Here is an 18,094-nt window from a genome sequence, read left to right on the forward strand (position 1 = left end):
CTGCCCGCACCGCCGCCTCCGGCATCCCCGCCGGACACTCTCGGTGGCCCGGCGCTCGACAGTCGCGGTGTGGTGGTCAGTCCGCAGGCGCTGCCGCCTCCCCCGCAGGTCGCGGCCGCCGCCTGGCTCGTCGCCGACGCCGACAGCGGCGCGGTGCTCGCGGCGCGGGACGCGCACGGCCAGTACCCGCCGGCAAGCACACTGAAGATCCTGACCGCGCTCGCCGTGCTGCCTCGGCTGCCACTGGCCCAGCAGGTGACGGTCAGCGACGCGGCCGCGCGGGTCGACGGGACCCGGGTCGGCCTCGTGCCGGGCATGACCTACAGCGTCGCCGAGCTGGCCACCGCCATGATCGTCGCAAGTGGCAACGACGCGGCCACCGCGCTCGCCGAGGCCGCCGGCGGTACCGCGGCCACGGTCACGCTGATGAACCGGATCGCCGCGGATCTGGGCGCGCGCGCCACCCGCGCCGGGGATCCCACCGGCCTGGACGCCCCCGGCCAGGCCACATCAGCATACGATCTTGCCCTGTTGGGCCGGGCCGCTCTCACCAGCCCCGCGGTGAAGGGGTTCCTGACGATCCCGCGGGCGACGGTCCGTGGCCGGGGCGGCGTGTCCTTCGAGATCCAGAACCACAACGACCTGCTCGGTTCCTACCCGGGGACGATCGGCGTCAAGAACGGCTACACCGTCGCGGCGGGCGCCACCTACATCGGCGCGGTCCGGCGCGGCAACCACACACTCATCGTCACCATGTTGCGGGCTGCGCCCGCGTACGCCGGCGACGCCCGCGCCCTGTTCGACTGGGGGTTCGCACACGTCGGCTCGATCGCCGCGGTCGGGCAGCTGACGGGCAGGGCCGACACGGCGGTACGCGCCGAACCCGCGGCCCACGTGGCCCACGCGACCGCCAGCGAGCCGGCACGGGCAGGTGCCGGTCGCAGCAGGGGCGCCGGCCAGAACGAAGCGGGCCCGTACGAGGCCAACACGGACGGACATGGCACGGCGGAGGCGTCCAGCGGCGGTCACACCGTCGGCCTGGTCACCTGGATCGCCATCGCGGTGACGCTGCTCGCCATGGTGCTGACCCTGCGCCGGCGGCATCGTGCGCGGCAGCCATCCCCGGGCATCGGCACGCGGCCCGGGACGGCGGCGCGGCCTGCGGTGACGCGGGATCCGCCCGCGTCCGTGGCCGCGGGCACGGCATCGCGGACCGGGCTCGTCCGGCTCGTGCCTCAACCGCGCGGTGACGGCGCCGACGGCCCCGGCCAGGGCGCTGGCGCGTCCACCCGGTCACCGACGGAGCCCGCAACGGCACCAGCGGATGATCCGGCAGCCGACGAGCCGGCGGGCGCCGGCTCACCGGGCGGTTCGGCCGCTCTCCCGGCGGCCCCGGCACCGCCGTCCAAGACGGCGTCAACAGGCTCGGCGGCACCGTCATCCGGGGCAGTCGCGGCGGTGCCGGACGGGACGACGTCGGAGTCGTAGGGGGCGGTCACCGTCCACGCCGCGACCAGGAGGGTCCAGCGCAGCACGATGTTGATCCAGATGAGCAGACCGACGATCACCGCGAACGTCCCGTACACGGGGTTGTCGGTCGTCATCCCGACCAGCCAGGTGCCGAGCAGTTTGAGGCTCTCCACGCCGACGGCGCCGAGCAGAGCTCCGCGCACCGCTCGGCGACGGTCGGTGATCGACGGCAGCCAGAGGAACAGGCACAGGAAGACCGTCACGTCCAGCGCCAGCGCGATGCCGAGGGCGAGCAGCGTGGTCAGCACCGTCGCCGCGGTGCTCCCGGACAGGCCGATCCCCTCCAGGAACGTCCCCGACACCGAGGTGATGACGCTGGTCACCGCGATGGACGCGAACACGATCAGCCCGAGCCCGACGAGGACGCCGAGGTCCCGCAGCCGGCGCACCAGCGCGTTGCCGACGTCCACGCTCTGGTGCCAGATGATCCGGATGGCGTCCCGCAGCGCGTTGATCCAGGCCAGCCCGGCCAGCAGCAGAGCGGCCAGACCGATCAGGCCGACCCCGACCTTCGAGTTGCCGATACTGGCGATGTCGAGCTTGTCCGCCATCCCCGGCAGATAACTGTTGATCTGGTTGGCCAGTCCCTGCTGGACGTTCGGATACGCGTCGACCACGAACCCCGTGATCGAGAAGGCCAGCGCCACCAGCGGGAAGAAGGACAGGAAGGCGAAATACGTGGCAGCCGCCGCGAGCCGGTCACCGCCGTCCTCGGCATACCGGCGGTAGCCGCGTACGGCATGGTCAACGAAGGGTCTTCTGCGGCGCACGGAACCCGCGGCGTCGGACGCCTTCCGCGCCCCGGAACGGAAGGCGCTGATCGGATTAGCCATCAGTTGCTAACTACCCACGATCCCGGCGCCGTCACGCCCGGCACGCCCGTCATATCGGCCGGGCGGCGCCGTCCGCTCGGCGCCCGTCCTCCCGGCGGGCGCGGGGCAGTGCCGACACGGGTAACACGCTCAGCGCGGAACACCCGCCGCGCGGACGGCGGCCACCACGTCGTCGGACAGCACCGGCCACGCCTGCGCCGCCCAGGTGCCGAACTCGCGGTCGGTCAGGGCCACGCAGGCCGCTCGCGGCGCGGGATCCACCCACAGGAACGTCCCGCTCCGGCCGAAGTGGCCGAACGTGGCGGGCGAGTTGGTGCTGCCCGTCCAGTGCGGCTGCTTCCCGCCGCGGATCTCGAAACCGAGCCCCCAGTCGTTCGGCTTCTGCGCGCCGAAGCCCGGCAGCACACCGATGAGACCGGGGAAGGCCACCGACGTCGCCAGCGCGAAGGTGGCGGGGGCCAGCAGGCGCGGCGCCAGCAACTCGGCGGCGAAACGGATCATGTCGTGCAGGTTCGACCACACCGCGTGTGCGGGCGAACCCCGTAGCTCGGAGGAGCCCATCCCCAACGGCGCGAACACGGACTCGGCCAGGTAGTCGGGGAAGGCGATCCCGGACGCCTTCTCGAGCGTCTCCCCGAGGATCTCGAAACCGGTGTTCGAGTAGACCCGTCGCGCCCCGGGCTCGGCCAGCAGCCGGCTGCCGGCGAACTCCAGACCCGAGGTGTGGGCGAGCATGTGCGCGACGGTCGAACCCGGCGGGCCCGCCGGATCGTCGAGAGCGAAGACCCCTTCCTCCACGGCGATCAGCACCGCGTAGGCGGACAGCAGCTTCGACACCGACGCCAGCCGGAACAGCCTGTCCGCGTCCCCGACCGACCCGGCGACCGTGACCGCGCCGAGGGCATCGCCGGTGCCGGCGGCCGTGCTGGAACCGGCAGGACCGCCGGGATCCGCGGAACCTCCGGAGAGCAGCACCGCGACGGCCGCGTTCTCCACCGGCCAGGCGTCCACCTGCGCAAGGGCATCCACCTGATGAACTGTACGAACCTCCTCACGCGGGTGTGCGCCCAACGCACTGGGACACTGGGCCGATGTGGCAACACCGACATCTCCCGACAGCATGAGCACGTCCGCGACCGTCTCTCCGGCGGCCTCCACCGGAGCCTCCACCGGCGCCTCCACCGCGGCTTCCGCGGCGGCCCGCACGGCGGCGTCCGGGACGGCGTCCACGGCCGGCCCGGCCGGGACCATCGACCTGCTCGTCGTCGGCGCCGGCCCGGCCGGCTGCGCCGCCGCCCTGCGCGCGCTGCAGCTGCGGCCACGCACCCGCGTCGTGCTGCTCGACGCCGCGGACTTCCCCCGGGACAAGGCCTGCGGTGACGGCATCGCCCCGCACGGCCTGGACGTTCTGCGCGCGCTCGGCGTGCCGGACGCGGCCGCCGGGTTCACGCCGGTGGACCGGATGCGGCTGCGCGCGCCGGGCGGCGCGCAGGTGGCGACCCCGTGCCCACGGGCGAACTACGTGGTGCCACGCAAGATCTTCGACGCGCGCCTGGTCGCCGCCGCCCGCGAGCGCGGAGCCGTCCTGCGGCGCGAGCGGGTGCGCTCGGTGGCGGCGGGCGGCGGCGCGGGCGAGCCGGTGGTGGTCAACGGCCACCTGCGAGCCCGGGTGGTGATCGGGGCGGACGGGGCGAACTCGGCCACCCGGCGGGCCCTGGGCATCGGGCCGAACCCACCGGAGGCGCTGGCCATCGCCGTGCGCGGGTACGCCGACGCGCCGTCCGCCGACCGCCCGCCCGAGCAGCTCATCGAGATGACCGACGAGGGCTGGCCGGCCTACGCCTGGTCGTTCCCGATCGGGGACGGCCGCGCCAACATCGGCTACGGGATGCTGCGTTCCAAGCTCGACGAGCTGCACGGCGACGACGACGGTGGTGGTCGGGCCGTCCTGCACGGCACCCTGGCCCGGATGCTTGCCGACCAGCCCGCGTATCCCGGGACGCTGCGCGCCCACCACCTGCCCCTGTCGACCTGGCGGCCCCGCCAGCCCGACGGCCCGGTGCTGCTCGCCGGAGACGCCGCGTCGCTGATCAATCCGCTCACCGGCGAGGGCATTTACTACGCCCTGCTGTCAGGTTCGCTCGCCGGCCAGGCCGCTGTCACCGCTGCGCCGGGCGCGGCCGGCGCGGCCTACCGGCACGCCCTCGAGCGTGAGCTCGGGCGGCACCTGCGCCACATCACCCTGCTGGCCGGGCTCGCCGGCCGGCATCGCACCCTGATGGACGCCGCTGTCGCGGCCGCGAGCCACCGCACCGAACTCTTCGACACCCTGCTGGAGATCGGCCTGGGACGCGGGACGATCCCCACCGCGTCGCTGGCCCGGCTGGCCGTGCGCAAGCTGGTGGCCGGCTGGCGGTGAGCGCACCGGCCGGGGCGGGCGATGGGCTCGCCAGCCGGCCGATGCCCTCATGCCGCCGATGCCAGCCGCTCCGCCCGGCCGTGCCGCTCCCGGCTCGTCCCGCGGGCCGGTTTCGTCCCATGGCCGGTGGTACGGCCATGGGACGATCGACCAACCATTGACCAACCATCGACCGGCCATGGTCCGCTACGGCAACGCGCCGTCACAGCCGGCAGCCGTTACAGACCGTTACTACAGGCCGTTACAGGTTGGCGACGTCGGCCTGCTTGGCCCGGACGGCCTCGGCGGCGGTGACCAGCGCGGCCTTCTCCTGGTCGGACAGGTCGATCTCCACGACCTTCTTCACGCCACCACGGCCGATCTCGGCGGGCACACCGAGATAGACACCGGCAATACCGAACTCGCCATCCACCCACGCGCACGCCGGTATCACCGCGCCGGAGTCCTCGGCCACGGCCTTGACCATCCGGGCGGCGGCGGCGGACGGCGCGTAGTACGCCGACCCGGTCTTGAGCAGCGCGACCACCTCGGCCCCGCCGTTGCGGGTACGGGTCACCAGCTCCTCGATCTTGTCCGCGGGGAGCAGGTCGGCGAGCGGCTTGCCGTCCACCGTGGAGTGTGAGGGCACCGGGACCATGGTGTCGCCGTGCGAACCCAGAGTGAGCGTGCGGACCGACTTCACCGGCACGCCGAGTTCCACCGCGACGAAGTTGGTGAAACGGGCGGTGTCGAGCAGGCCAGCCTGGCCGATGACCCGGCTGCGGGGGAAGCCGAGGACGTTCGAGGCGAGCGCGGTCATCTCGTCCAACGGATTGGACACCACGATGACGACGGCCTCGGGCGAGGTTTTCGCGATGTTCTCCGACACCTGACGAACGATCTTCGCGTTGACCTCGATCAGGTCCAGCCGGCTCATGCCCGGCTTGCGCGGCAGACCGGCGGTGATGACGACGACGTCCGACCCCTCGGTGTCGGCGTAGTCGTTCGTCCCGACAACCGTGGTCTCGAAACCCTCGATCGGCCGCGACTGGTTCAGGTCGAGAGCGAGCCCCTGCGGTTTGCCCTCGATGATGTCGGTGAGGACGACCGTGTCGAAAATGTCGTACTCGGCAAGACGTTGCGCGGTCGTGGAACCATAGAAACCAGCTCCGACAACGGTTACCTTCCCACCCATCGGTGTCAGCCCCTCAGTTTTTCGGTGATGGTGTCGGTGTATTCCGCCGTCCCGCCGGCGGCCGGGTCGATACGGTTCGGCCTCAGATCGTAGATGACGCCGAAACCGCAGCCCACGGCCGAGGCAGCCGCCCCGGGCACCCGGGTGGCCGCCTCGGTGTGCCCAGGCCCGCTCCCGTCACCGGGGATCAGGGGGACGCGGTGGGTCGGCATGTGTACTGTTCGCCCCGCTCATCTGAACACGATATTCGGATGATGTTTAGAAATGTTCCGGATATCGTGAGGTTACCGCGATCGCCTTCGAGATGGGCGGCGGACTCCTCGCCCCGGGCCGGCCGAGCCTCCCGGGAGGCCACCGGGATCACGGCAGCGGACGCTCCGCCACCGGATATCCGTCGGCAGCGGGCCCCGCCGCCGCGCGCCCTTCAGGGATGACGGCCGCGTCCGCGCGGCCCTCACGACCCCGGGGCCGGTACCGCCAGCGTCACCGCGACGATCGTCATGCCGAGGGCCACGAGTGTCGCGACATCGAAAACCCGGCTCCGGACGGCGAGCAACCCGGCCCGCCGGGTCGGCAGGACCAGCCGCAGGACGGCCCCGGCGAGCAGGACCACGCCCAGCCCGAGCAGCCCGCGTCGCCAGTGGTCCTGTGACACGAACACCAGAGCGATGATCGCCGCACCCAGCACGACCGTGAGCACCGGGTCCCAGCCCGGCGACGAGCGTCTCCGGGCCAGACGCTGACGGCGACCGGCGTTCACCGTAGAGTCACCGACACCACACAGTCACCGACATGTCCACGCCCCACCGGCCGGACGGTCGACCGGAACCGACAGCCCCTGTCCGGACTCGATCCCCCGGCCACTCACTCCGACCACGCAGAGCAGTCTACGTCCACCGGAAGGCGGCCTCCCGGCCGCAGCGGCCCACCGGAAGGCGACCTCCCGGCCGCGACAGTCGTTGGAGTTGTTGAGGATGGGCGTCCGGAGGCGGTGCCGGTCGCGGTGGCCCCGCGGTCACGCCGCGCCCCAGCGCTCGCCGGGGCCTTCCGACCACGCCAGCTGCCCTGTCCGGGCAGCTCCGAGGCGTTTTTGATCTTTAAGTGGGCGGATCGCCCAGCACCGCGCCGGCAATCGCAAAAATCCGCGATCATCCATCGAATCGCAATTTTTTAGACCCCGGGTGAACCCTCCGCACGGGACTAGGGGACACTTCCGCCGCAGCCACCGGAGGGGGAGGGAGTGGGCCGTGACAGACGAATCACCACACAGCAAGAAGTTGCAGGAACTGATGTTCCGAGCTTGGGAGACCTTCGGAGACGCCCGGCACCTGGACAGCGACGACCGGGTGTTCGTACAGGCGCTCGCGCGGCAGACGGCGGACAGGATCTCGGTCCTGTACGGCGCGAACTGGCGGGAAGCCCTGGACTGGGTGGCGCAGCGTTACGTTCCCACCAACGACACGCCCGGTGGGGCCATCCCGGCGTCCTCGAACGGCACCACCACCAGCACGTCGCGGCGTGGGGCGGCAGCGGCGGAGTCCGCGTCCATCTCATGAAGCGTCGGTGCCGTCCGGCCGCCACATGCGGATCCGGACGGCACCAACGACCAGGTACGCGCGTCACCGCGGCGGGACGACGGCCGAACCGATGACACCGTCGTCACCGAAACGCCGGCCGCGCGGCGGATGCCTGCCCGTGACCCCGACATCGACCCGGCCCCACCGGCCGCCGCGCCCTGGTCAGGCCGTGGCGGATTCGGACGCCGTCTCCGCTGAGCACTGTCAGTAAGCAGCACGTCCAGCAGCCCCGAAAGGCTTCGGGCACTTCCGCTGGCTACCGTCAGTACGTGACTGTCAGTGCGTGAAATGCCGGACGCCGGTGAAGTAGAGGGTGATCCCGGCATCCCGCGCGGCCGCCACGACCTGCTCGTCGCGGACGGATCCGCCCGGTTCGACAACCGCGCGGACCCCGGCGTCGATGAGCACCTGCAGCCCGTCCGGGAACGGGAAGTAGGCATCGCTGGCGGCCACCGCCCCCTTCACGCGGTCACCCCCACGGGCCACCGCGAGTCGCGCGGCGTCCACCCGGTTCACCTGGCCCATGCCGACACCGACCGTGGCGCCGTCGGTGGCGACGAGGATCGCGTTCGACTTCACCGACCGGACTGCCTTCCAGGCGAAGGCGAGATCGGCCAGGGTGCCCTCGTCCGCGGGCGAGCCGGCTTCCAGCGTCCAGCCCGAAGGATCGTCGCCGGCGGCGTCCAGCGCGTCGCGGGACTGCAGCAGCAGCCCACCGGAGATCTGACGTATCTGCACGCCGTGCGAGTGCGGCGGCAGGGGGCTCTCCAGCAGGCGGATCGAGGGTTTGCGGGCCAGGATCTCCACCGCCCCGCCGTCGTAGCCGGGCGCCACCACGACCTCGGTGAAGATCTCCGCGATCTGCTCGGCCAGGGCGACGCTGACCGGACGGTTCGTCGCGATGACCCCGCCGAAGGCGGACACCGGATCGGTGGCGTGCGCCTTGCGGTGCGCGTCGGCGATGTCGCGGCCGATCGCCAGACCACAGGGGTTGGCATGCTTGATCACGGCCACGGCCGGCTCGCTGAAGTCGGCCACGGCGGAGCGGGCCGCCTCCGCGTCGGTGAAGTTGTTGAACGACATCGGTTTGCCGTGTAGCTGCCGGGCACCGGCGAGCCCCGGCTCCTCGTTCTCGGCGGCGTACAGCGCGGCCCGCTGGTGCGGGTTCTCGCCATAGCGCAGCACCTCGGCGCGGCGCCACACCGCGGCGACCGTGTCCGGCCAGCCGGACTCGCGGGCGACCTGGTCGGGTGCGCCGACGCTGGCGAACCAGGACGCGACCGCGACGTCGTAGGCGGCGGTGTGGGCGAAGGCGCGGGCGGCGAGTCGGCGGCGGGCGGCCAGGTCGAAACCACCGGCCCGGATCGCGGCGACCAGCTCCGGATAGTCCGCCGGGGAGACCACCACGGCCACGGTGGGGTGGTTCTTCGCGGCGGCACGGATCATCGCCGGGCCACCGATGTCGATCTGCTCGATCACCTCGTCCTCGGGAGCCCCGCCGGCCACCGTCTCCCGGAAGGGGTAGAGGTTGGACACGACGAGGTCGAACGGCTCGATGTCGAGTTCAGCGAGCGTCTCGGCGTGCTCGACGTTGCGCAGGTCCGCGAGCAGGCCGGCGTGCACCCGCGGGTGCAGCGTCTTCACCCGCCCGCCGAGGATCTCGGGGAACCCGGTGAGGGTGCTGATCGGTGTGACGGCCAGGCCGTGCCGGGCGAGGACCTCCGCGGTCGAACCGGTGGAGACGACCTCCACCTCGGCCTCGGTGAACACGGCCGCCAGTTCGGCCAGACCGGTCTTGTCGTAGACGCTGACCAGTACCCGCCGGATGGGGCGCCGCCCCGTGGCGACCAGTTCGCCACCGCCGGACGAGGCCGCGTCGGTAGGCGGGGAACCCTGCGCTCCCGCCACCGGCTCGTTGGGTGAGGACTCCCGCGGGACCTGTGCGGATGTCATGTCCCCTCCTCCGACCGGACGATCCGGCCGATCGTCTGTACGTACAGGACACGTTCCACTGCCTGGATACGGCTACGCAGCGTTTCTTCCGTGTCGGACGCTTCCACGTCCACCGCCGCCTGCGCAAGGATCGGCCCGGTATCGACTCCTTCGTCGACCCAGTGAACCGTGACCCCGCTGACCTTCACACCGTGCGCGAGCGCGTCCCGGATGGCGTGGGCGCCGGGAAACGCGGGCAGCAGCGACGGATGGGTGTTCACCGTTCGGAAACGTCCGATGACCTGCTTTCCAAGGATCTTCATGTAGCCGGCGAGCACCAGCAGATCCGGATCACAGGTGGCGATCCGCTCCGCTGTGGCCTCGTCGAACGTCTCCCGGCGCGGGAAGTCCTCAAGACGGACAGTGAAGACTGGGATACCAGCAGCCACCGCCCGTTCCTGCGCGCCAGTGCCGAAACGGTCCGTGCCCACGGCAACGACCTCGGCGCCGAAGGACGGATCCCGGCAGGCGTCCAGCACAGCCTGCAAGGTGGTGCCCACCCCGGAGGCGAGAACAACCAGTCGAGCGGACACGGGACTCCCCGGAGAAGCAGGTGGCCGGCAACGCGCCGTCGAAGCCGACGGCATGGTCAGCGGCCAGGGACCGTTCCGCTCCGACTGTACTGACCTCAGGCGGCCTGTGCGCATCCGTCGAGAGCACCGTTGATCAGGGCATAGCGCCTGCTCAGACGGGGTGACGGGAGGACCGGCGGGCCGGGTGGCCGACACACGGGTCGCAGTCGCCACCCGATGTCGCCGGCCCGGCGCGGTGTTCGCGCGGGGCGTGGATCAGCCGGCCGGAGCGCGCCGGGGCGGCCTCGTGCCCACGCGCGCTCGCGTGCCCACGCACGGCCTCGTCGCGGCCCGTGTCGAGACGGCCGAAATCATCCCCGTCAAGAAGATCGCCGGGACGGCACAGGTAGAGCTCGGCCAGCCGATGGAGCGTTCGGGTCGACGGGGCCCGGCCACCGCGGGCGGGCCAGACCTCCCAGTAGGAGAAGGACTTGCCCGTCTTCAGCGCGTCGTCGCCGGGCCAGCGGGCGTTCCAGCGCCGGGCCGCCTCCTCCTGCGTCCAGCCGTGGGCGAGCCGGAAGGCGACCCGGGCGTTGAGCCGATACCGGCGCTGCCACTCCAGCGCGATCCGCCGATAGGACCACCCGAGCGCCCGCAGACGTCTGGACTCGGCCCGCAACCACGCGGTGCTGACAGCCATGACGACCTCCCCGTCGACGAACATGTGTTCGAATTCTAGTGGAGAGGTCGGACATTTCCGGGTGTGGCGGGCAGCCGGCCCGTCCGCGGGGCCGGGGCCAGGGGGCGGAGCGGGCCTTACCGGCCGGGCTGGCCGTAGGGCGGCTGGCCCTCACCGGGCTGCGGCGGCTGGCCGCCGTAGGAGCCCGGCTGGCCGTAGGCCTGCTGCCCGTAGTCCCCGGCCTGCGGCGGCTGGCCGTAGCCACCCGGCTGCCCCCCGTACCCACCGGCCTGCGGCGGCTGACCGTAGGAGCCTGGCTGGCCGTAACCGCCCGAGAGTGGCTGGCCGTACGCGTCGTACCCGGGAGCGGGAGGTATCGGGTTGGGCGAGCGGTCCCGGTGGCCGCCGCGCGGCAGCGCGTGCCCGCCGGCGACGGCGGTCAGGACGGCGAAGACCGTGATGGCGATGGACGCGACAAACCCGAGCCACAGCCCGATCGCCCGGTCGAGACCGTCGATCCCCAGCGCCACCTTGAAGAAAATCAGGATCGTGCCGAGGCCGGCGACACCCGCGATGATCAGAGACCAGTCAGCGCCCACCGCCGGCAGCTGGACCCGGGTGAAGACCCGCACCGCCACCAGGGCGGCGGCGAGCAGCCCGAGTTCGACGCCGCCGTAGGCGAGGAAGCCGACGCCCCACGCGTTCTCTCCACGGGTGACGCCGAACCCACTGGCCGAGAACCAGTTGAATAACGACGCGATGAACAGGACGACGCCGGCAGCCAGGATGCCAAGGTCGTTGTTCGGTATGTCTCGGCCGGCTATACGTGTCACGGGACGACCCCACTTCAGCGATCAGCGGTGACCTGACGGACTCATCCCTGACACCGTAGCCCCTGGCCGCCGAAACAACGCGATCATGTCCGGGAAAGGACCCTGAAAATATCCACGGCACAGAGCCGCTCGCCACCAACAACGCAGGGGGTGCACAAAAGACAACCGGGCGTGGCCGACCGTCGGAAACGACTCGCCACACCCGGTCCGGAAACGATGCCGCCGCAACGGGCCCGCCGTCATACGACGCCAGGAACGACAACCAGCGGAAACAAGATCATTCGAAGCGGGATCCCCCGCGGGGCAGGTTCCGCGAGCGGCTACAGGGAACGCACGACGTCGGCCATGAGCCGGGCGGTCTCGGACGGGGTCTTGCCGACCCGCACCCCCGCCTTTTCCAGAGCCTCCTTCTTGGCGAGCGCTGTCCCGGACGAACCGGACACGATCGCTCCCGCGTGGCCCATCGTCTTGCCCTCCGGCGCGGTGAAGCCCGCGACGTAGCCGACGACCGGCTTGGTGACGTGCTCCTCGATGTAGGCGGCGGCCCGCTCCTCGGCGTCACCACCGATCTCACCGATCATCACGATCGCGTCGGTGTCGGGGTCGGTCTCGAACGCGGCGAGCGCGTCGATGTGGGTGGTGCCGATGACCGGGTCACCGCCGATGCCCACACAGGTGGAGAAGCCGAAGTCACGCAGCTCGTACATCATCTGGTAGGTCAGGGTGCCGCTCTTGCTGACCAGGCCGATGCGGCCCTGCGGGGTGATGTCGGCCGGGATGATGCCCGCGTTCGACCGGCCCGGGCTGATGATCCCGGGGCAGTTCGGCCCGATGATCCGCGTGCTGTTGCCCCTGGACTTCGCGTACGCCCAGAAGTCGGTGGTGTCGTGCACCGGCACGCCCTCGGTGATGACCACGACGAGCGGGATGCCCGCGTCGATCGCCTCGATGACGGCCGCCTTGGTCCCGGCCGGCGGGACGTACACCACCGAGACGTCGGCGCCGGTCTTCTCGATCGTCTCGGCCACCGTCGCGAAGACCGGCACACCCTCGACCTCGGTGCCCGCCTTCTTCGGGTTGGTGCCGCCGACGATCTTCGAGCCGGCGCGCAGCATCCGGGCGGTGTGCTTGCGTCCCTCGGAGCCGGTGATGCCCTGAACCAGGATCTTGGACGTCTCGTCCAGCCAGATTGCCATTGTCGGAAGCCTCTTCCCGTCCGCTCAGGCCGCGGCCGCGGCGAGCTCGGCGGCGAGCCGCGCCGCGCCGTCCATGGTGTCCACCGGCTTGACCACGTCGAGGTTGGCCTCGCGCAGGATCCGCCGGCCCTCCTCGGCGTTGTTGCCGTCGAGCCGCACGACCAGCGGGGTGGTGATGTCGCCGACGATCTTCAACGCCTGTACGATGCCGTTGGCCACGGCGTCACAGGCGGTGATCCCGCCGAAGATGTTCACGAACACACTCTTCACCGCCGGGTCACTCAGAATGATCGACAGACCGTCCGCCATCACCTCCGCGGACGCCCCGCCACCGATGTCGAGGAAGTTCGCCGGGCGCTGCCCACCGAACTCCTCACCGGCGTATGTCACCACGTCGAGGGTCGACATGACCAGACCGGCACCGTTACCGATGATGCCGACCTGCCCGGAGAGCTTGACGTAGTTGAGGTCCTTCTCCTTGGCCCGCTGCTCCAGCGGGTCCACCGCGGCGACGTCCACGAACGCGGCGTGGTCGGAGTGGCGGAAGGAGGCGTTCTCGTCCAGGCTGACCTTGCCGTCCAGCGCGACCACGCGGCCGTCGCCGGTGAGGATCAGCGGGTTGACCTCCACCAGGGTGGCGTCGGCGCGGACGAAGACCTCCCACAGCTTCACCAGCAGCTCGGTGGCACCGTCGAGGGCCGCCTCGGGGAGCTTCGCCGCCACCGCGATCTGGCGGGCAATGGTGGCGTCGACCCCGACGAGCGGGTCGATCGGGATGCGGGCGAGCGCCTCCGGCTTGGTCGCGGCGACCTCCTCGATCTCCATCCCGCCCTCGCGGGAACACATGGCGAGGAAGGTCCGGTTCGCCCGGTCCAGCAGGAAGGAGGCGTAGTACTCCTCGGCGATGTCACTCGCCTGCTCCACGAGGACCGAGTGGACCGTGTGGCCCTTGATGTCCATCCCGAGGATTGCCGATGCCCTGGCGGTGGCGTCGTCCGGGCCGTCGGCGACCTTCACGCCACCAGCCTTGCCGCGGCCGCCGGTCTTGACCTGCGCTTTGACGACGACACGCCCACCAAGATCAGTTGCGATGCCGCGTGCCTCGTCGGGGGTCGTGGCGACCTTGCCGCTGGGCACAGGCACGCCGTGGTCGGCGAACAGCTTCTTCGCCTGATACTCGAAGAGATCCACAGTCCGTCCAGTCGGATATGAGATCGGTGGTCAGGGTCGAACGTTCGTAAGTTCGAAGAAAAGGGAAGCCGCCCCGAGCCTACTGAAGACGCCCGTCCCGGTGGAGGCTGCTCCTGCCGCGGCGGCCGGTCTCGTATGTCCGGGGTCAGCCACCATCATCACCCGGATCCGGTGCCGGACGCCTGCTTTTGTGGTGGTCGACACCGCGATCACAGTGATCGCAATACCCACTATTCCGATCGAACCCGGCACGATCTCGGCGCCCGCTACGGCGACGGCCGCGTTACCTCGCTCACTGCGTACCCGGATCCGGCCACAAGCCGTGCACCGCCGGCCGAACGGGAACGGCGGAACAACTACAAGCGCCTGTGACACCCGATGTCACAACAACGGCGGATGGACAACGGCGAACAAACAACGAAGACAAGCATGCCCGGCACATGTTCAGCGCATCCTCGGTGCATGCCCGTGCCCACCCGGCGGACCGGCGACAGGACACGACCGGTGAACAGAGCCGGCGGGCACGGCCGGCGGACACGGCCGGTGCGGAGTGCCGGCGTCCCGCCCGGCGGTGCCCCGTGTCCGGACGGAGTGGACACGACGAGCGGGCCCCGTGGCGTACCGGGCACGTACCTGGCCGGCCGGCGGCCCCGGCCCACCTACCCGCGAGACCTCCCGGATCCGCCCCTATGAGCGATCTCTCGAAACCCCGGCCGGGGTAGCCCCACGCACCCGTGCGGGCTTCGGCGCCGGCGTGCGTTCCCCGACCGGGACCCGGTCGCGGTCCGGCCCTCGGCTCGTGTACCCGAAAGGCCCTCCGTCCCGGGTCGTCCGCCGGCCCGCTCGAGCGGGCCGGAAAGCCGGTGACCCGGGAGACGAAACCGGTGGGCCCGGAAGGTACCCGAAAGACCCCGGAAGACTCAGCCCGCGGAAACCGCACTGGGGCCGGGCGCATGGGCCGCGGCCACGCTCGACCGGATCCATTCGACGATTTCGCCCGTGGTCGCCCCGGGCGTGAATATCTCGGCGACGCCGAGCGCCTTCAACTGCGGAATGTCAGCATCCGGTATGATCCCGCCACCGGTTACCACGATGTCGGTGGCGCCGCGCTCCCGCAGCAGCTCCATCAGACGCGCGAAAAGGGTCATGTGTGCGCCCGAGAGCACCGACAGGCCGATGCAGTCGGCGTCCTCCTGGATAGCGGTCTCGACAATCTGCTCGGGCGTCTGGTGCAGACCGGTGTAGACGACCTCCATACCCGCGTCCCGCAGGGCCCGCGCAATAACCTTGGCGCCGCGATCGTGGCCGTCAAGGCCGGGTTTGGCGACCACCACCCGGATACGTTCACCGGTCTCGCTCACGCGGCCTCCTCGCGTTCCCTGACACCATCAGCCGGGGACGTCGCTTCCCTGACGCGGTGCCCCGTACATGGCGTTCCGTGGCCCGATCTCTCCGTAGACCCTAGCCGGACGCACCGGCGGAAGCACGCTGTTGCCCGGCGGGATCACAGCCGCCGCCATCCCGGCCGGCAGTCACGGCGAGAAACCAACAGTCGACATCCACCCACTCTTTTTATACTCTCAGTAATGGTAGACGTCGTGGCGGTTCCCAGTGACGCCTCCCGGACCGCGCCAGGTCCGTCTGGTGTGAAACGGCTGGGCCGTGTCCGGTAGGCGTCGGCCGGCTGGGTGCCGCCCACGCGGTCGACGATCCGTCGGACCCGGCGTGGTCGGGTGCGACATCCGGGCAACGTCCAGGGGCTACGCGCCTGCGAGTATCGTGCCGTTCCCGGGTCCATCCCCGCGCGGGAAACCCGGACCCGCGGCCGCGCGAGCAGGCCGATGATCGCGCTGCCTTCGGCTGGCCAGTTCGTGCGGCCGACTGGTTCTTCGGACAACTGTCCGAGCACGGACGGGAGCAGGGCAATCGGAAAGCGTCAACTGGGGCCGGTGGGGGCGGCGGCAGGCAGAGCCACCCGATCCATGAGCGCATCCGCGGCCCGTCGGGGCACGCAAATGACCCGCGGCCTGCTTGAGACACCGGCGGCGATCCGTGGAATGGCCGCGGAAGCCACCTGGCTGGCAACCCATATCGCCTTCTATCCGATCGGGGTCGTCTCGGAACGGCTGCGCGAACCGGCCGACCGCTACACCCTCGACGGCCTTTCCCCGCTGCGGCGTGGGCTGCTCGTCGGCGACATCGAAGCCGCGGGCACGCCGATCCTGCTGGTCCACGGCCTGATCGACAACAGGTCGATCTTCACTCGGCTACGTCGTTCGCTGCGCCGGCGAGGCTTCGGGCGGGTCGCCACCGTGAACCTGCCGCTGTTCACCGCGGACGTCCCGACCGCGGCCCGCAAGCTGGCCACGGTGGTCGAGACGATGTGCGAGCAGACGGGCTACCCGCGCATACACATCGTCGGGCACTCCCTTGGCGGTCTGGTTGCCCGCTACTACGTACAGAAACTCGACGGCGACGCCCGCGTGCACACCCTGGTGACGCTGGGCACACCGCACGAGGGCACCCGCCTGGCACGGCTGCTCCCCCCGATGGTGCCGTACACCCTGCTGCGCCAGCTCTTCCCGGACTCGGACGTGATCCGTGAGCTGGCCGAACCCGCACCGAACTGCCGGACCAGGTTCGTGGCCTTCTCCGGGGACCTGGACACGATCATTCGTCCGACCGAGGCGGCGCTGGTCCGCCATCCGGACCTGATCGTCCGCAACCTGCGGGTTCCCGGCGTCGGTCACCACTCGCTGCCGTTCAACATCGACGTCGTCCACCAGATCGCGACCACGCTCGCGCATCTGGACGACGTCGAACACACCGCCCCGGGCGGCGAACGCACCGGCCCTGACACCGGACGCACCGGCCCCGGCGGTGCGGAGGAGGCCGCGGAAGCGGAGCAGGCCGAGACGCCGGCGGAGGCGCCGAGATCCCTCCGCGACGCCCGTTCCGACCGCGCGTCATGGGCGGAGGGCCGTTCAGCGGCCGACGACTTCCAACATGATCGAAATCTTCATCACTCACAATGACGAAAAAGCAATAATTGCGCCGCTTCACGCATCACGCCCGCCGTGGGCGGGGGTGGTGTCAAAGCCCGCTTTGGGACGGTGTAGCGTTCGATCCGGTTTGCAGGCTTTTCCTCCCGTCGTACCGTGACATGCCGTGACGTAACACGCCGTGTCATGGCATGCCGTGACACGGCGGGAGTCTTGTCGAGCAACGGGAGCGTGAGTTCGGGTTGTCGCAGCCCTCAGCCCGTGACTCAGGGCGGCATCGCGGCCATGGCAGGGCCACGGGCCACAGCGGCTCGTCCGGCTCCGCTCGCCGGACGGCATCGGCAGCGCAGATCCGCCGTACCGGCATCGCCACCGCCGTGGTCTCCACCCTCGGCATCGTTATGATCAACACAACCGGTATCGCCCACTCCGATCCGGCGGTCATTTCCGGCCTGCGCACCGCTGGGACGATCTTCGACCCCGCATCCGGTGGCGTGACGGACGCCGCCACCGACGGGCTGAGCGACCCTGCCCTGCTCGAGCGGCAACGCGACGGCGACGCCGCACGACGCCAGGCCCAGGCCGACCGCGTCGACCGGGACGAGGCACTGGCCCAGATGTCCATCCTGCTCCTCCAGCAACGGACCACGGCCGCGGAGGCCGTACGTCGGCAGGACGAGCTGCGCTGGGTCCGCCCGATACAGGCCCGGATCACCCAGCGCTTCGGCGGCGCGAACGGCCACCCCGGCATCGATCTCGGCGCACCGATGGGGACCCAGGTCGTCGCCGCTTACGGCGGCACCGTCATCTACGCGGGGTGGGAGTCCGGCTACGGCAACTTCGTCCAGGTCCGGCACGCGAACAACGTCGTCACCTGCTACGCCCACCTGTCCCGGATCAGCGTCCGGGTCGGTCAGCAGGTCGCCACCGGTCAGCAGGTGGGCCTGGAGGGGTCGACCGGGTTCTCCACCGGGCCGCACCTGCACTTCGAGGTCCGGCTGGGCGGCCAGAACGGCACCAAGGTCGACCCACTCGCGTGGCTCGCCAAACACAACGTCTACTATTGACCACCGCTACCGCTACCGCTGGCCGCCGTGCCTGTCAGACCTGCCGGACGCTGATCCGGGACAGGTGGGCGTAGCAGGTGACGACGTTG

General features: G+C 70.8%; 16 protein-coding genes and 1 pseudogene. 5 read left to right on the top strand and 12 right to left on the bottom strand.

All coding sequences use genetic code 11. The features are described 5' to 3' along the window. Window positions 1-72: 72 nt before the first annotated feature. Window positions 73-750, top strand: a pseudogene (locus tag CM1CMNOD_RS23325) (D-alanyl-D-alanine carboxypeptidase family protein); the annotation flags it as partial. 485 nt (window positions 751-1,235) lie between these two features. On the opposite strand, the gene CM1CMNOD_RS18100 reads toward CM1CMNOD_RS23325, so the two are convergent. Both CM1CMNOD_RS18100 and CM1CMNOD_RS18105 read right to left on the bottom strand, forming a co-directional pair. Then, on the bottom strand, window positions 1,236-2,363 hold the full coding sequence (locus CM1CMNOD_RS18100) for a YihY/virulence factor BrkB family protein (protein WP_013875036.1): 1,128 nt from the start codon (window positions 2,361-2,363) through the stop codon (window positions 1,236-1,238). A 129-nt stretch (window positions 2,364-2,492) separates the two neighbouring features. Continuing rightward, a complete protein-coding gene (locus CM1CMNOD_RS18105; RefSeq protein ID WP_043604017.1) occupies window positions 2,493-3,392 on the bottom strand; it encodes a serine hydrolase domain-containing protein in 900 nt (299 codons plus the stop codon). Between the two features lie 91 nt (window positions 3,393-3,483). Between CM1CMNOD_RS18105 and CM1CMNOD_RS18110 the strand changes: the two genes are divergently transcribed. Further along, window positions 3,484-4,782: an NAD(P)/FAD-dependent oxidoreductase gene (locus tag CM1CMNOD_RS18110; RefSeq protein WP_013875038.1), complete on the top strand. Its 1,299-nt coding sequence runs from the start codon at window positions 3,484-3,486 to the stop codon at window positions 4,780-4,782. A 241-nt stretch (window positions 4,783-5,023) separates the two neighbouring features. On the opposite strand, the gene mdh is transcribed toward CM1CMNOD_RS18110, so the two are convergent. The 3 genes from mdh to CM1CMNOD_RS18125 all read right to left on the bottom strand — a co-directional run bounded on the left by mdh (window position 5,024) and on the right by CM1CMNOD_RS18125 (window position 6,656). Beyond that, a complete protein-coding gene (mdh, locus tag CM1CMNOD_RS18115; protein WP_013875039.1) occupies window positions 5,024-5,956 on the bottom strand; it encodes a malate dehydrogenase in 933 nt (310 codons plus the stop codon). A gap of 5 nt (window positions 5,957-5,961) precedes the next feature. After that, entirely contained in the window at window positions 5,962-6,168 is a 207-nt protein-coding gene (locus CM1CMNOD_RS18120; protein ID WP_043604021.1) for a hypothetical protein, read from the bottom strand. A gap of 242 nt (window positions 6,169-6,410) precedes the next feature. After that, window positions 6,411-6,656: a DUF3017 domain-containing protein gene (locus tag CM1CMNOD_RS18125; RefSeq protein WP_013875040.1), complete on the bottom strand. Its 246-nt coding sequence runs from the start codon at window positions 6,654-6,656 to the stop codon at window positions 6,411-6,413. Between the two features lie 547 nt (window positions 6,657-7,203). Here CM1CMNOD_RS18125 and CM1CMNOD_RS18130 point away from each other — a divergent pair. Further along, window positions 7,204-7,512 (top strand): hypothetical protein, encoded by a 309-nt coding sequence (locus CM1CMNOD_RS18130; RefSeq protein WP_013875041.1) that lies wholly within the window; start codon window positions 7,204-7,206, stop codon window positions 7,510-7,512. Window positions 7,513-7,809: 297 nt separating this feature from the next. Here CM1CMNOD_RS18130 and purH read toward each other — a convergent pair whose 3' ends face one another. The 7 genes from purH to CM1CMNOD_RS18165 all read right to left on the bottom strand — a co-directional run bounded on the left by purH (window position 7,810) and on the right by CM1CMNOD_RS18165 (window position 15,297). Beyond that, complete coding sequence (purH, locus tag CM1CMNOD_RS18135; RefSeq protein WP_013875042.1) at window positions 7,810-9,486, bottom strand: bifunctional phosphoribosylaminoimidazolecarboxamide formyltransferase/IMP cyclohydrolase; 1,677 nt, start codon at window positions 9,484-9,486, stop codon at window positions 7,810-7,812. Then, on the bottom strand, window positions 9,483-10,058 hold the full coding sequence (purN, locus tag CM1CMNOD_RS18140; RefSeq protein ID WP_013875043.1) for a phosphoribosylglycinamide formyltransferase: 576 nt from the start codon (window positions 10,056-10,058) through the stop codon (window positions 9,483-9,485). Before purN ends, purH begins: the two co-directional genes overlap by 4 nt. 151 nt (window positions 10,059-10,209) lie before the next feature. Then, entirely contained in the window at window positions 10,210-10,737 is a 528-nt protein-coding gene (locus CM1CMNOD_RS18145; protein ID WP_013875044.1) for a helix-turn-helix domain-containing protein, read from the bottom strand. Window positions 10,738-10,853: 116 nt separating this feature from the next. Beyond that, complete coding sequence (locus CM1CMNOD_RS18150) at window positions 10,854-11,549, bottom strand: hypothetical protein (RefSeq protein ID WP_013875045.1); 696 nt, start codon at window positions 11,547-11,549, stop codon at window positions 10,854-10,856. 320 nt (window positions 11,550-11,869) lie between these two features. Next, on the bottom strand, window positions 11,870-12,745 hold the full coding sequence (gene sucD / locus CM1CMNOD_RS18155; protein ID WP_013875046.1) for a succinate--CoA ligase subunit alpha: 876 nt from the start codon (window positions 12,743-12,745) through the stop codon (window positions 11,870-11,872). A 24-nt stretch (window positions 12,746-12,769) separates the two neighbouring features. After that, complete coding sequence (gene sucC, locus CM1CMNOD_RS18160) at window positions 12,770-13,936, bottom strand: ADP-forming succinate--CoA ligase subunit beta (RefSeq protein ID WP_013875047.1); 1,167 nt, start codon at window positions 13,934-13,936, stop codon at window positions 12,770-12,772. A 920-nt stretch (window positions 13,937-14,856) separates the two neighbouring features. After that, the gene (locus CM1CMNOD_RS18165) at window positions 14,857-15,297 is read right to left on the bottom strand and encodes a cobalamin B12-binding domain-containing protein (RefSeq protein WP_013875048.1); all 441 of its coding nucleotides are present in this window, start codon (window positions 15,295-15,297) and stop codon (window positions 14,857-14,859) included. Between the two features lie 621 nt (window positions 15,298-15,918). Between CM1CMNOD_RS18165 and CM1CMNOD_RS18170 the strand changes: the two genes are divergently transcribed. Both CM1CMNOD_RS18170 and CM1CMNOD_RS18175 read left to right on the top strand, forming a co-directional pair. Next, window positions 15,919-16,971 carry an alpha/beta fold hydrolase gene (locus tag CM1CMNOD_RS18170; protein WP_013875049.1) on the top strand — a complete coding sequence of 351 codons (1,053 nt, stop codon included), beginning with the start codon at window positions 15,919-15,921 and terminating at the stop codon, window positions 16,969-16,971. A gap of 368 nt (window positions 16,972-17,339) precedes the next feature. Beyond that, entirely contained in the window at window positions 17,340-18,005 is a 666-nt protein-coding gene (locus CM1CMNOD_RS18175) for a M23 family metallopeptidase (protein WP_241250371.1), read from the top strand. The last annotated feature ends 89 nt before the right edge of the window (window positions 18,006-18,094 follow it).

The sequence above is a fragment of the Protofrankia symbiont of Coriaria myrtifolia genome, assembly GCF_900634755.1.
GTDB lineage: Bacteria > Actinomycetota > Actinomycetes > Frankiales > Frankiaceae > Protofrankia > Protofrankia coriariae.

What these genes read in the sequence shown, in the direction of transcription:
- purH (WP_013875042.1), bottom strand. Translation starts at nt 9,486, where the DNA reads ATGACATCCGCACAGGTCCCGCGGGAGTCCTCACCCAACGAGCCGGTG.
- CM1CMNOD_RS18120 (WP_043604021.1), bottom strand. Translation starts at nt 6,168, where the DNA reads ATGCCGACCCACCGCGTCCCCCTGATCCCCGGTGACGGGAGCGGGCCT.
- CM1CMNOD_RS18110 (WP_013875038.1), top strand. Translation starts at nt 3,484, where the DNA reads ATGAGCACGTCCGCGACCGTCTCTCCGGCGGCCTCCACCGGAGCCTCC.
- mdh (WP_013875039.1), bottom strand. Translation starts at nt 5,956, where the DNA reads ATGGGTGGGAAGGTAACCGTTGTCGGAGCTGGTTTCTATGGTTCCACG.
- sucD (WP_013875046.1), bottom strand. Translation starts at nt 12,745, where the DNA reads ATGGCAATCTGGCTGGACGAGACGTCCAAGATCCTGGTTCAGGGCATC.
- CM1CMNOD_RS18170 (WP_013875049.1), top strand. Translation starts at nt 15,919, where the DNA reads ATGAGCGCATCCGCGGCCCGTCGGGGCACGCAAATGACCCGCGGCCTG.
- CM1CMNOD_RS18175 (WP_241250371.1), top strand. Translation starts at nt 17,340, where the DNA reads ATGATCAACACAACCGGTATCGCCCACTCCGATCCGGCGGTCATTTCC.
- CM1CMNOD_RS18145 (WP_013875044.1), bottom strand. Translation starts at nt 10,737, where the DNA reads ATGGCTGTCAGCACCGCGTGGTTGCGGGCCGAGTCCAGACGTCTGCGG.
- CM1CMNOD_RS18100 (WP_013875036.1), bottom strand. Translation starts at nt 2,363, where the DNA reads ATGGCTAATCCGATCAGCGCCTTCCGTTCCGGGGCGCGGAAGGCGTCC.